The 12946-nt window shown below is 28.8% G+C and carries 13 protein-coding genes; 6 read left to right on the top strand and 7 right to left on the bottom strand.

Going from position 1 to position 12946, the window contains the following annotated elements; genetic code table 11:
• Positions 1-181 precede the first annotated feature (181 nt).
• Together BXQ17_RS08315 and BXQ17_RS08310 are read left to right on the top strand one after the other, a co-directional pair.
• Positions 182-1918 carry an aromatic amino acid hydroxylase gene (locus BXQ17_RS08315; protein ID WP_077810177.1) on the top strand — a complete coding sequence of 579 codons (1737 nt, stop codon included), beginning with the start codon at positions 182-184 and terminating at the stop codon, positions 1916-1918.
• Positions 1919-1969: 51 nt separating this feature from the next.
• Positions 1970-2245, top strand: coding sequence for a rhodanese-like domain-containing protein (locus tag BXQ17_RS08310; protein WP_077811383.1), 276 nt, complete (start codon positions 1970-1972; stop codon positions 2243-2245).
• Positions 2246-2249: 4 nt separating this feature from the next.
• On the opposite strand, the gene BXQ17_RS08305 is transcribed toward BXQ17_RS08310, so the two are convergent.
• The 5 genes from BXQ17_RS08305 to BXQ17_RS08285 form a co-directional block, all read right to left on the bottom strand.
• Positions 2250-2636, bottom strand: a complete 387-nt coding sequence (locus BXQ17_RS08305) for a hypothetical protein (protein ID WP_077810176.1) — start codon at positions 2634-2636, stop codon at positions 2250-2252.
• 51 nt (positions 2637-2687) lie between these two features.
• On the bottom strand, positions 2688-3341 hold the full coding sequence (locus BXQ17_RS08300) for a response regulator transcription factor (RefSeq protein ID WP_077810175.1): 654 nt from the start codon (positions 3339-3341) through the stop codon (positions 2688-2690).
• 30 nt (positions 3342-3371) lie between these two features.
• Positions 3372-5222, bottom strand: coding sequence for a sensor histidine kinase (locus BXQ17_RS08295; RefSeq protein WP_077810172.1), 1851 nt, complete (start codon positions 5220-5222; stop codon positions 3372-3374).
• Between the two features lie 7 nt (positions 5223-5229).
• On the bottom strand, positions 5230-5508 hold the full coding sequence (locus tag BXQ17_RS08290) for a hypothetical protein (protein ID WP_149025888.1): 279 nt from the start codon (positions 5506-5508) through the stop codon (positions 5230-5232).
• 118 nt (positions 5509-5626) lie between these two features.
• Positions 5627-6700, bottom strand: a complete 1074-nt coding sequence (locus BXQ17_RS08285) for a hypothetical protein (RefSeq protein WP_077810170.1) — start codon at positions 6698-6700, stop codon at positions 5627-5629.
• Between the two features lie 129 nt (positions 6701-6829).
• Between BXQ17_RS08285 and BXQ17_RS08280 the strand changes: the two genes are divergently transcribed.
• Both BXQ17_RS08280 and BXQ17_RS08275 read left to right on the top strand, forming a co-directional pair.
• Positions 6830-7279 (top strand): DUF6252 family protein, encoded by a 450-nt coding sequence (locus BXQ17_RS08280; protein WP_149025887.1) that lies wholly within the window; start codon positions 6830-6832, stop codon positions 7277-7279.
• Positions 7280-7368: 89 nt separating this feature from the next.
• Complete coding sequence (locus tag BXQ17_RS08275; protein ID WP_077810168.1) at positions 7369-7815, top strand: hypothetical protein; 447 nt, start codon at positions 7369-7371, stop codon at positions 7813-7815.
• 42 nt (positions 7816-7857) lie between these two features.
• Here the strand turns inward: BXQ17_RS08275 and BXQ17_RS08270 are convergent, their stop codons facing one another.
• Both BXQ17_RS08270 and alaS read right to left on the bottom strand, forming a co-directional pair.
• Complete coding sequence (locus tag BXQ17_RS08270) at positions 7858-8808, bottom strand: GSCFA domain-containing protein (protein WP_077810167.1); 951 nt, start codon at positions 8806-8808, stop codon at positions 7858-7860.
• Positions 8809-11427 (bottom strand): alanine--tRNA ligase, encoded by a 2619-nt coding sequence (gene alaS / locus BXQ17_RS08265; RefSeq protein WP_077810165.1) that lies wholly within the window; start codon positions 11425-11427, stop codon positions 8809-8811.
• A gap of 160 nt (positions 11428-11587) precedes the next feature.
• On the opposite strand from alaS, the gene BXQ17_RS08260 reads away from it, so the two are divergent.
• Both BXQ17_RS08260 and BXQ17_RS08255 read left to right on the top strand, forming a co-directional pair.
• Positions 11588-12556, top strand: coding sequence for a M23 family metallopeptidase (locus tag BXQ17_RS08260; RefSeq protein WP_077810164.1), 969 nt, complete (start codon positions 11588-11590; stop codon positions 12554-12556).
• Positions 12557-12568: 12 nt separating this feature from the next.
• Positions 12569-12898, top strand: coding sequence for a MerR family transcriptional regulator (locus BXQ17_RS08255; RefSeq protein ID WP_077810162.1), 330 nt, complete (start codon positions 12569-12571; stop codon positions 12896-12898).
• Positions 12899-12946: the final 48 nt, after the last annotated feature.

The raw sequence follows: 12946 nt of genomic DNA, 5'->3' as shown, positions 1-12946 counted from the left end.
AGTTTTTTGTCTTCTTATTAAGTTTTTACGAAACCGATACCGTAAAACTACTAGTATTATTCTTGCTTTTTTTCAATTGTAATATTATTCAGATTAAAAAAAGAAATTTTCATGAAATAGAAATAAAGAATTACTATTTTAATCCGTAATTTTGTAAGAATAATTCAATAAATAGAAGAATATGCAGTTTCAATTGAATGATGTCACAAAAAAGTTACCAAAACACTTACATAAGTTTGTAGTTAAGCAGCCTTATGAAGAATATACAGCACAGAACCAAGCCGTTTGGCGCTATGTAATGAGAATTAATGTTGATTATTTAAGTAAAGTTGCACATAATTCTTACATAAAAGGTTTAGATAAAACAGGAATTTCTACAGAAGTTATACCACACATGGAAGGTATGAATCGTATTTTAAAAGATATTGGTTGGGCTGCAGTTTCTGTAGACGGATTTATTCCGCCAAATGCTTTTATGGAATTTCAGGCATACAATGTTTTGGTAATTGCATCAGACATGAGAACTATAAATCATATAGAATATACGCCTGCGCCAGATATTATTCATGAAGCAGCTGGTCATGCTCCAATAATTGCAAATCCAGAATATGCTGAGTATTTAAGAAGATTTGGAGAGATAGGATGCAAAGCAATTTCTTCTGCTAAAGATTATGAAATGTATGAAGCAATTCGTTTGTTGTCTATTTTGAAAGAAGATCCAAATTCTACAGAAAAAGAAATTACAGAGGCGCAAGAAAAAGTAGAGTATCTGCAAGAAAATATGGGTGAATTATCTGAAATGGCACAGATAAGAAACTTACACTGGTGGACTGTTGAGTACGGATTGATTGGATCTTTAGAAAATCCTAAAATTTATGGAGCTGGTTTACTTTCTTCTATAGGTGAAAGTGCATGGTGTATGAAAGAAGAAGTGGTTAAAAAACCATATTCTATAGAAGCTGCTAATATTAATTTTGATATTACAAAACCACAGCCACAACTTTTTGTAACTCCAGATTTTGCTCATTTAAGTTTAGTTTTAGAACAATTTGCCAATAAGATGGCAATTAGAAAAGGAGGTTTATCTGGTTTAAGAAAATTGATAGAATCTAAAAACCTTGGAACGATTGAACTTAGTACGGGTATTCAAATATCTGGTGTTTTTACAAATGTTATTGCAGACGAAAATAACAAGCCAATTTATTTTCAAACAACAGGGCCAACTGCTTTGTCTAACAGAGATAAAGAGTTGATTGGTCATGGTATCGAAACGCATGCAGATGGTTTTGGTAGCCCAATAGGTAAGTTAAAAGGAATTAATATTCCTATCGAAAATATGAGTCCTAGAGATTTAGAAGCTTACCAAATCTATGAAGGTAAAACAATTACTTTAGAGTTTGAAGGCGGTTTAAAAGTAATAGGAAATGTAATTACAGGTACAAGAGATTTAAAAGGAAAAATATTAATAATTTCTTTTGAAAACTGTACAGTTACCCATAATGATAAGGTTTTATTTCAACCAGAATGGGGTGTTTACGACATGGCTGTTGGTAAAGAAGTTGTATCGGCTTATGCTGGTGCAGCAGATATCAATTCTTTTGAAGATACAAGTGAAGTTTCTAAAACAAAAACACATAAAATTAAGTATTCTGATAATCAGAAAAGATTATATGGTTTATACGATCGTGTTAGAGAAATTAGAAATACAAAAAATGTAACAGAACAAAAAATTGAATCTATTTATAATGACCTTTTAAATAATTACAAAAATGATTGGTTATTGCTTTTAGAGCTATATGAATTAGCAAAAACATATAAATTAGATATTCAAGAAAAGATTCTAAAATCTTTAGATGTTTTAAAAAGTAATAATAGTTACACAAAATTGATAGAAAATGGTTTAGCTTTGTGTCATTAATCAAAATAACAACATAACATGGGCTTATTTAGCATGTTTAAAAGAAATGATATGAGTGCAGAAATTAAAGAATACTTACAAAACGATGCCGTAATTTTAGATGTTAGAACTTTAGAAGAATGGAATGAAGGACATATAGAGTCTTCTAAGCACATTGTTTTAAATTTAATTCCGTTAGAAATAGAACAAATAAAATCTTGGAACAAACCTGTAATTACAGTTTGTAGAAGTGGAGGTAGAAGTGGGCAAGCTGCTCAGTTTTTAGCTCAAAACGGAGTTGATGTTATAAATGGCGGACCTTGGCAAAATGTAGCAAAAGAGCTATAAAAACCTATTTGCCAAACCCTTTTCTTCTACGCTTACGTAATTTCAAGTAAATTATGTAAGTGTGTTTTATTTTTCTAATAATTGCAAAAATACCACCAAGCATTGCACCTACAAATGCTCCCATAGTTAAAGCATCTAAGTTTTGACCGGTAATTAAGCGTTTTAAAACGAAAGTAATAATACCTATTAGAATTAATACAAAAAAGACTTGTAATTTAGATTTAGATAAGTGTGCATAAATTCCGCCCAAACCACCCGTAATTATCGCTGTGGCGGTAATCTTAGTTAAAAATAATTCTATTAATTCGCTTGTAGTTGGTTGTATAATTGCAGAAACAAAAATACCAACCAGAGCACCAGAAACTAAACCTGTAATAATTTTTCTAATCATGCTTTTAGTAATTATTTTACCTAAGATTTAAAGGTACAAAATATTAATGTACTAAATTAAGTTTCTTTTTTGTGCTTTTAAAACAGCTTCTACTTTGCTATGTACTTGTAGTTTCTTGTATATGTTTTCGATATGTTTTCTTACTGTTGCTGGAGAAATAATTAAATTGTCTGCTATTAAATTATAATTTAAACCTTTACTAAGTTGCACTAAAATTTCTATTTCTCTTTTAGATAATTTATAATTTTTGTTAGCGATATTTTTAGGTTCAGGTAAACTTGTATTTCTTAATAAATTTAATGTTTTTAAAGCTATACTTGGTGTCATTGGTGCGCCACCTTTAATCACTTCTACAATACTTTTGTGTAAGATTTCTGGTTTTGTTTCTTTTAACAAATAGCCGTTTGCACCCGATTTTATTGCTTTAAAAATATAATCATCATCATCTAAAACGGTTAGCATAATTATTTTTATCTGAGGATATTTGTTTTTAACCAGTTCAGTTGCTTTTATACCATTTATTTCTGGCATTTGAATATCCATTAAAATAACATCTATGTTATGATTTTCTTCTAATTTATCAATTAATTCAGCACCATTTTTGGCATCAAATTTTACAGTAATATCATCAAAAAAAGATAGTTTTACTTTAATTGCTTTTGTTAAAAAATAATTGTCTTCTACAATACAGACCTTTAAACTCATAGTTTATTTTATTATCGATGTAAAATATATTTAAATAACATGTTTCTTATAAATCATTTGGCGTGTTTTTTGAATTAAAGCCTTAATTTCTGTACCAGAATTTAGTTTGGAAATAATTTCGATTTTTCCACCAATTTCGCTTATTCTTTTTTCTATGTTACTTAAGCCACTGCCTAAATTTACTGTATTTACATCGAAACCAATTCCGTTATCGATTACAGAAATCTCAAAAGTATTTTGTTTTTTATCGAGTTTAATTTCAATTTTAGAAGCGTTTGCATATTTTATTGCATTGTTAAGTGCTTCTTGTATCACCCTAAATAAATTCATGCCTTCTAAAGAGGTAAAAGCTTCACTTTTATCGATGTTAAAATCTACAGAAAACTCTATGTTTTTTGTTGCGATTTTTGCTTTTTCTATAAAAGATAGAATTCTGGCATGCAGATCTTCCGCATTAATTTCACTTTTATTCATTGCCCAAATAGTGTCTCTTAATTGATGAATTGTATCACCTGTAAAAGAACTAATAGTCGATAATTTGTCTTTTAGTTTTTGATTTGCATCTTTAGAAATGTATTTTAAATTGTCTATAGATGATATAATAAATGTAAGTTGAGAGCCAATATTATCATGTAAATCTCTAGAAATACGCAAACGTTGTTCTTGTAATCTGTTTTGTGTTTTTATTTTAGATAATGCATCTTTTAAATCTATTTCTTTTTGTAATTGGTTCTTTTTTAATTGATTTCTTTTGTAAACAGCGTAAAAAATAATCGCTAAAATTATAAATGCAGATGCCAAAAGAATTGCATATAAGTTTCTGTTTTTTAGAGCTAATTCTTTTTCTAAAAGTTCTTCTTTTTGTTTTACAATCTCTTTTTCTTTTTTAGCAGTTTCAAATTTAATTTGCAACTCATTAATTTTGTTTGCTTTGGAAACATTATTAATAGAGTCTTTCATTTGAGTGAATTCTTTAAAATATTTTAAAGAATTTCTAAAGTCATTTAAAGAATCGTAAGATTTGTGAAGTAACTTTAATGCATATTTTTTAAGAGGAAAGTAGTTGTTATTACTCGAAATCGTTAGCCCTTTTTCGAAGTTTATTATTGCATTTTGAAATTCTTTTTTTTGATAATATAAATCACCATAATACAAATATGAATCTGTAATGCCATAAACATCGTTTCTTTTTTTTCTAATATTAAATGCTGAATCTAGATATTTTTTAGCTATTACATATTTGCTCTGTTTTAAATAAACATTAGCAATGTTTGAAAAAGCAAAGGGGATACCAATTTTGTCTTTAATTAATTTTGCCAGCTTTAAAGATTTTTTATGGAAATATAAAGCGCTATCTATTTCTTTATTTAATGTTTTTAAAGTACCATAATTATTATAACCTTCTACTAGATTTTCTGATTTAGGATTTTTTTCCTCTAAAGTTAAAATACCTTTATTCATGTATTTTAAAGCTTTATTTAAGTCTATATACTTTAATCTCCAACCAAGTTCGATGTAAGAAAAAGCATAATTATTTACATCATTATTCTTTTCAAATATGTTTGCTGCTTTTATTGTATTTTCGATAGATAAATCATAACTAGAGGTGTAGTGATATGCTAATGATTGTAATCTGTAAGATTTAGCAATTAAATTATTATTTTTAGTAGATAATGCTATATCTGTTGCTTTTTTTGATAGTTTTAAAAGTTTCTTAGGATTTAAAACAGCTTGTTCAAAGTTTAAATCAAACACCAATTTTAAAAAATTTTCATTTGAAATGTTATTTTTTAATTCTAAAATGCTGTCTATCTTTTGCTTTTGTTGGCAATGAATATTATTATGAGTTAATAATATTAGTATAAAGTAAAACTTTCGCATTTGTTTGCTATTTTAAAATTTCAGTAATAGTAAAATCAATATTTAATAATTTAACTCTAATTGTATTTAACTTAATTTGAGTATTGTTATTTAATTCAGTTAAAGAAGGTTTTACTTTTTTTAAATTTTCTGAAATTATTTTTTCTTTTTCAATTTCTAAAAATAAATAATTTAATTGACTTGTAGATAGGATTTTAAGTTTTAATAATGTTTTGTGTAACATCAATACCAAGATAATTATTAAGGTAATTATAACGAATAATAAGAGTTTTGTAATAATTATCATGTATTGGTTGTTTTTAATTTAAAAAAGGAGATGACTGCAGTTTTATAAACTACAGCCATCTGTAACCCTAAAATACAATCGTTTATATTTTATATGAGTTACGGGAGGGATCTCCTAATTATTTTATTTTACTAAAAAATGCATTTAATTGTTTGTCTATAAAAGTATTACAGGCAATATAAAATCCATTTGCAAATGCATCTGAATCTACGGTAATCCATTTTGCGTTTTTAGAAAATCGATCTTCTTTTGCATCTAAATAGTTAGAGAAAGAGGTAAAAGAGGTTGGAGTAAAAGAGCCTTGTTTTTGATAAGCTACAATTTTTTCTTTTTTCATTACACCACTTATTTCTGCATCATCTTTTAAAGTGCCGTTAAATTGAGCTTGAGACCCTAAACCGGCTTTACCATAAGAGAAAGAAATCATTGAGTTTATTGGGTAAGTATCAACAGCTCCTTTTATTTTTACAGAACCAAAAAGTTTACCTAAAGTAGATTTTTTCTTTTTTAATTTTTGCGGTACTGTAATCACATAATCGTTTACCAATCTTAAGTTTGTTTTAATTTTAACTTTAGCGGCACGTCCTTTCATCCAATCATTACCAGATTCAGAAAACATTACATTTAAATTTACATCAGCAATTATTACATCACCTAATTCTTTAGATAGTTTTGCTTGTATACCCAAACCACCTAATCCTAAGGCGCCTTTTTTCTTGTAATAAAAAACATAGTTTTCTGGAGCACAAGTTATAACACCTGGTATGTTTTCTTTCATGAAAGGTCCGGTTGCTTTATTCCATTTTTCTAAAGATTTTGCTTTACCAGCTACATCCGCAGAAATTATTTCATAACCTTCACTTTTTAAACGTTGCTTAAAGTTTTCGAAGAGTTTGTTTGTTTTTGCTTGCATTTTATTTGCATCTACACCACTTAAACCTACTGCAGCTTTTGCGGTTGCACTACTTGTATTGCCTCCAATTCTTCCTCCGTTTCCGCCAGCTTTAAAGTCTATGGCTTCTTTATAGATTTCAAAATTTACATTAAAAGAATTGATGTATATTTTTTTTTGAGCCTTTTTCATTTTACTCAATCCGTATTTTTTACTTGTAATTTTTAAGTTATCTAAAGTTTGAGCATTTAATGTGAAGCTTAGGCATAATGCCACGGATAAAAGGATGTTTTTTTTCATTTTATAGTATTTTAAAGTTACGTTACAAAACTGATTAAAAGGCTAAGGTTTTACAATACGGCAAATGACGTATTTCTAAAAATTTAATTTATAACAACCTTTGTATCAACTAATTTTAAAAATTTTATTATGAAAGTAATTACTAAAAGTGTATTGATTTTTTCGGTGTTAATCTGTCTGAGCTCATGCGAATCTTTGTTTGGAGATGGAGAAGATGATTTTTCTTGTGATAAGAATGCTACCGTTATATTAAATGGAGACGAAAAATGTGCATATGCAAAATCTTTAGTAAAAGCAGGTCGACTACAAATAGGATTTGGCTATTCCACAGGAGCAGTTGATTTATTAATTAATGAAGAAAATCTTAAAGAAAACGTTACGTATACATATGCCAAAGGAGAAGTAACTGTTTGGTTTAATAATTTAAATAAAGTAAAATCTGGCTTGTTTATGATTACAAAATTAGACGAAGAAAACAGATTGATGTCTGGTCAGTTCGATTTTAATGCCGAAAGCAATAACAATAGTCAGGCTTTTGATTATGCAATTAGCGCAAGATTTACAGATGTAAGTTATTAAAATTAAAAAAAGGTAGGGTAAATTACAATTGAGTTGTTTTACTAATAGATAATAGAAATTATGTATTAGAATTTATAAATTTTTAAATTATGAAAACAATCAAATTAATAGCAACATTTACCGCTCTTTTTGCAATCGGATTTTTAAATGCTCAAGAACAAAAAGAACAGCAAATAGAAAATAAAGAACTGTCTAAATCTGCTTATTATCAAAAAAGAGCAAAGGAGGATGCCAAATTCGAACAACAATATGAGGCTAAATCTAAAAAGGAAGAAAAACAGTTCTGGAAAGAACAAAAAGCCTACGAAAAAGAGTTAAAGAAAAAAGACAAAGAAGCGTATGATGCCTATATGCAAGGTAAAAGAGATGCTTATGCAGAACATCACAATCACTGTGATTCACATTGTCATCATGGTTATTATTACCACAATCATACAAGATATTATTACAGTTACGAGTATAGAAGTCAACCAAGATATAGAACACGAACAAGTGTAACAGTTGGTGTGCCAAGAGTAAGAATTGGATTGTTTTAATTAATTAAAAGCTTATCGAGCATAGTTTTGGGTAAGCTTTTTTTAAAATTTAATAAAAGGAAACTTTGTAGTTAACTGTGCTTTTTTTAATTGCAAGTTTTTTAAAAACTTTTGATGTTTTTCAGAAGATTCATTAAAAGGTCTGTGTGCAATTCCTCGCTGAATTGTTTCAACATCTTTCATAATCGGTTTAGAATCTTCAGAAAACCAGGTTGCTGTAAATTTTTCCCAAATATAATTTATTGCCATATTATTCGGATGAATCATATCTTCATTATAAAAACGATAATCTCTCAATTCATCTACTACAATTTCATAGGAAGGAAAATAATACGAATTCATATCAGAATTTACGGTAGCATGAACTGCACTAATTAAATGTGCTTTACTTCTGTTGTTTTGTACAAAACCATCTTTTAAATGTCTAACCGGTGAAACTGTAAAAATAACGTTAGCATTTTTGTTAATTGATTTTATTAGAGAAGTTATCTTTTTTAAAGTTGAGGTAATTTCATCAACAGAAAGTAAATCTTTAGAAAATTTTTTCTGCGGAATTTTATGACAATTTGCTACAATACAATCATTTTCTAAATAACGATATACCCAAGAAGTACCTAATGTTATAAGAATATGAGAAGCATTTTCTAGATAACTTTTAGTTTTTTTTAAAGCTAAATTTAAGTTGTCTAAAAGCGTTATTTTATCCGAAGCACTTAAACTTGAGTGTGCATCAAAACAATGCCACCTTTCGTTATTATAAACCAATTCTTTTGCGGTGTAGAATTTACTGTTGATAGCTCTAGAAATTAAATTTTCTATTGCCTTCGGATGAAATAAAATTCCGAATGGATTTTGCTGTGATTGAAACTTATAAAAAGCAAGTTTATTACCAATGTTTTCTGAAAAACAAGAACCAATTAAAAGCGTTTTAGAATGATAAGAAATAAGATTGTTATCTTCTCTTTTAATTGGTATTTGCGTTTGAAAAATCATTTATACTAAATAATCTTTTGCTTTGTCTAATGCTTTCGGTATTCCACCTGGGTTTTTACCACCGGCAGTTGCAAAAAAGTTTTGGCCACCACCGCCACCGTGAATTAATTTACCTAATTCTCTAACAACCTTACCAGCATCGTAACCACGCTCTTTTGCCAATTCTTTAGAAATGTAACAAGTTAACATCGCTTTGTCTTTAGAAGGAGCAGTTGCAAACAATAAAAATAAATTATCTAGATCTTTACCTAAGCTAAAAGCTAAGTTTTTAATTCCGTTTGCATCTAAATCTACTTTTGTAGCTAAAAATTGCACTCCATTAATTTCTTGAAGATTGTTCTTAATTTCTCCTGATAAATTTTGCGCTTTTTCTTTTAACAGTTGCTCTATTTGTTTTTGAAGTGACGCATTATCTTCTTGTAATTTTAAAACTGCTTTTACGGGTTCTTTAGCGTTGTTAAGTAAGTCTTTAATTTCGAATAAAGTTTTGTTATTTTCAGAATAGAAATCTTTAACAGCATCATTGGTAATTGCTTCTATTCTTCTAATTCCAGAGGCAACAGCGCCTTCAGATTTAATTTTGAAATGCCATATGTCTCCGGTGTTTTGTACATGTGTACCACCACATAATTCTACTGATTTACCAAACTTAATTGCTCTAACTGTATCGCCATATTTTTCTCCAAATAATGCCATTGCACCATCATCTAAAGCTTGTTGCATTGGTATATTTCTTTTTTCTATTAAAGGTAGTTTTCCAGAAATACGTGCATTAACAAAATCTTCTACATCGCGTAACTCATCCGTAGTTAACTTAGAAAAGTGAGAAAAATCGAAACGTAAATATTTAGAATGTACAGCAGAACCTTTTTGCTCTACATGAGTTCCTAAAACTTCTCTTAAAGCTTGATGCAATAAATGTGTTGCTGTATGATTACATTCTGTTCTGTAGCGTTGTTTTTTATCTACAACAGCTTTAAAACTCTCGTTTAAATGCTTTGGTAAATTTTTGGTAAAATGTATAATTAAGTTGTTTTCTTTTTTAGTATCTAAAATATAAACAACATCACCGTGTGTATCTTCTAAATATCCTTTATCACCAACTTGTCCTCCGCCCTCAGGATAAAAAGGTGTTAAATTGAAGACTAATTGAAACATTTCGCCATCTTTTTTAGAGGTTACTTTTCTGTATTTGGTAATTTTAACATCGGCTTCTAAATAATCATAACCAATAAATTCTTCTTCTTTATCATCAATTAAAACTACCCAGTCTTCTGTAGAACTTTCACTTGCTGCTCTAGATCTGTTTTTTTGTTTTTGAAGTTCTTCTTTAAAACCGTTTTCATCTAAAGTATATCCTTTTTCAGATAATATTAAAGCAGTTAAATCAATAGGAAATCCAAAAGTATCGTATAATTCGAATACTTTTTCCCCAGAAATTTCTTTGGTTTTAGAAGCATCTATAATTCCGTCTAATAAAAGTAATCCTTTGTCTAGAGTTTTTAAGAAAGAAGCTTCTTCTTCTCTAATTACATTTTCTATTAATTGTTTTTGGGCTTTAATTTCTGGAAAAGCTTCTCCCATTTTATTGCTTAAAACTTCTACAAGTCTATAAATAAAAGGATCTTTTTTATTTAAAAACGTAAATCCGTATCTAATAGCTCTTCTTAAAATTCTACGAATAACATAACCTGCACCTGTATTACTTGGTAATTGGCCATCTGCTATTGAAAAAGCAACCGCTCTAACATGATCTGAAATTACACGAGTTGCAATGTCTTGTTTTTCGTTTTTTCCGTAAGTTGTATTTGTAATAGTACCAATTTCGCTAATAATTGGTTTAAAAACATCTGTGTCGTAATTAGATTGCACGTCTTGCAATACCATGCATAAACGTTCAAACCCCATACCGGTGTCTATATGTTTGTTTGGTAATTCTTCTAAAGTTCCGTTTGCTTTTCTATTGAACTGCATAAAAACTAAGTTCCAGATTTCTACAACATGCGGATGATCTTCATTTATTAAAGTTCTACCATCAACTTTTGCTTTCTCTTCTGCAGAACGAATATCTACATGAATTTCAGAGCAAGGTCCGCAAGGTCCTTGTTCTCCCATTTCCCAAAAGTTATCTTTTTTATTTCCTTTTAAAATTCTGTCTTCATCTATATGTTGTTTCCAAATATCGTAGGCTTCGGTATCTAATTTTAAATTGTCTTTATCGTCAGAGCCTTCAAAAACGGTAACATATAAAATGTCTTTATCAATTTTATACACTTCGGTTAATAATTCCCAAGCCCAAGCGATAGCCTCTTTCTTAAAATAATCTCCAAAAGACCAATTACCCAACATTTCAAATAATGTGTGATGATAGGTGTCGTAACCAACTTCTTCTAAATCATTATGCTTACCAGAAACCCTTAAACATTTTTGAGAATCTGTAATTCTTGTACTTTTAGGAGAGCCATTACCCAAGAAATACTCTTTAAAAGGTGCCATTCCAGAATTTACAAACATTAAAGTTGGGTCGTCTTTAGTTACCATGGGTGCAGACGGCACAATAAGGTGAGATTTATCTTTAAAAAAGTTTAAAAATGTAGCACGAATATCTTGAGATTTCATAAAGAAAGAAGTTTCTAGATTGGTTATTATATGTTAATATATCTATAAAACAACTGTTTTAAAAAGCAGTTGTAAAACATTTTGTAAATTAGCGAGTTCTTAAAAGTGAAATTTTAACTAAAATCAAATTTAAGAAAACAAAAATAGTACATTTACAATTATGGCAAAAGTAAAATATTATTACGATGCAGATACACTTTCTTACAGAAAAATTGCTGTTAAGAAAAGTGATTACTACAAGAAAACAATATTTGTTTTTTTAGCTATTTTATTAAACGGATTTATAGGTTTTATAGTGTTTAGCCAATTTATCATGTCGCCAAATGAAAGAGCCTTAAACAGAGAAAACGAAAATTTACAGTTAAATTTAGAATTATTATCTAAAAGAGTAGAAGAAAGTTCTACAATTTTAGCCCAGTTACAAGAAAGAGATAACAATATTTATAGAGTTTATTTTGAAGCTAACCCAATACCAGAAGAACAAAGAAAAGCAGGTTTTGGTGGTGTAAACAGATATAAAAGTTTACAAGGTTATGATAACTCTAAACTAATAACAGATTTAACTAAAAACGTAGATATTTTATCGAAACAGCTTGTAGTGCAATCTAAATCTTTAGACGAAATTGTTGTTTTAGCAAAAGAAAAAGAGAAAATGTTAGCAGCAATACCAGCAATTTTACCTGTAAAGTTAGTAGATTTAACAAGAATGGCGTCTGGTTATAAATGGAGAATGCATCCTATTTTAAAGATTCGTAAATTTCATAAAGGAATGGATTTTACTGCGCCAGTTGGTACACCAATATACGCTTCTGGTAACGGTAAAGTTATTAGAGCAGAAAGAAGTGCTACTTTTGGTAAAGTTATTTACATAGATCATGGTTATGGTTATAAAACCATTTATGCTCACATGAGTAAAATGAAAGCAAGAAAAGGACAAAAGGTAAAACGTGGCGATTTAATTGGTTATGTTGGTAATACAGGTAGATCTGTTTCTGCACATTTGCATTACGAAGTTCATAAAAATGATAGAGCTGTAAATCCTATTAATTTTTACTACGGAGATTTAACGCCAGAAGAGTTTGCTGCAATGCAAAAAGCTGCAGAAGAAGAAGGACAATCGTACGATTAAAATCGCTATAAAATGCATATAGATTTACCAGAAAAGCGTTACTACAAAATAGGTGAAGTTGCCAAAGCATTCGATGTAAATACGTCTTTAATTCGTTTTTGGGAAAAAGAATTCGATATTATTAAACCCAAAAAAAATGCAAAAGGTAACCGACTTTTTACTGCGGATGATATTCGTAATTTTAAACTAATTTTTAATTTAGTAAAAGAAAGAGGATTTACCTTAGAAGGTGCAAAACAAAAATTAAAGAAGAATCCAGATTCTACAATTTACAATCACGAAATTATTAGCAGATTAGAAAGTGTAAAAGCAGAATTGATTAAAATTAAAAATCAGTTGTAACACTTTTAACTTTTACGTGTCTAACAATTAGATAAAGCAAATAACTAC

Origin of the sequence: Polaribacter sp. BM10, from assembly GCF_002005425.1 — a bacterium.
GTDB lineage: Bacteria > Bacteroidota > Bacteroidia > Flavobacteriales > Flavobacteriaceae > Polaribacter > Polaribacter marinaquae.
This window is presented reverse-complemented; position numbering and strand designations above follow the sequence as displayed.

Excerpts from the sequence above, each read along its gene's own strand:
- BXQ17_RS08290 (WP_149025888.1), bottom strand. The coding sequence starts at position 5,508 with ATGATAATTATTACAAAACTCTTATTATTCGTTATAATTACCTTAATA.
- BXQ17_RS08260 (WP_077810164.1), top strand. The coding sequence starts at position 11,588 with ATGGCAAAAGTAAAATATTATTACGATGCAGATACACTTTCTTACAGA.
- BXQ17_RS08255 (WP_077810162.1), top strand. The coding sequence starts at position 12,569 with ATGCATATAGATTTACCAGAAAAGCGTTACTACAAAATAGGTGAAGTT.
- BXQ17_RS08270 (WP_077810167.1), bottom strand. The coding sequence starts at position 8,808 with ATGATTTTTCAAACGCAAATACCAATTAAAAGAGAAGATAACAATCTT.
- BXQ17_RS08275 (WP_077810168.1), top strand. The coding sequence starts at position 7,369 with ATGAAAACAATCAAATTAATAGCAACATTTACCGCTCTTTTTGCAATC.
- BXQ17_RS08310 (WP_077811383.1), top strand. The coding sequence starts at position 1,970 with ATGAGTGCAGAAATTAAAGAATACTTACAAAACGATGCCGTAATTTTA.
- alaS (WP_077810165.1), bottom strand. The coding sequence starts at position 11,427 with ATGAAATCTCAAGATATTCGTGCTACATTTTTAAACTTTTTTAAAGAT.
- BXQ17_RS08280 (WP_149025887.1), top strand. The coding sequence starts at position 6,830 with ATGAAAGTAATTACTAAAAGTGTATTGATTTTTTCGGTGTTAATCTGT.
- BXQ17_RS08315 (WP_077810177.1), top strand. The coding sequence starts at position 182 with ATGCAGTTTCAATTGAATGATGTCACAAAAAAGTTACCAAAACACTTA.
- BXQ17_RS08295 (WP_077810172.1), bottom strand. The coding sequence starts at position 5,222 with ATGCGAAAGTTTTACTTTATACTAATATTATTAACTCATAATAATATT.
- BXQ17_RS08300 (WP_077810175.1), bottom strand. The coding sequence starts at position 3,341 with ATGAGTTTAAAGGTCTGTATTGTAGAAGACAATTATTTTTTAACAAAA.
- BXQ17_RS08285 (WP_077810170.1), bottom strand. The coding sequence starts at position 6,700 with ATGAAAAAAAACATCCTTTTATCCGTGGCATTATGCCTAAGCTTCACA.
- BXQ17_RS08305 (WP_077810176.1), bottom strand. The coding sequence starts at position 2,636 with ATGATTAGAAAAATTATTACAGGTTTAGTTTCTGGTGCTCTGGTTGGT.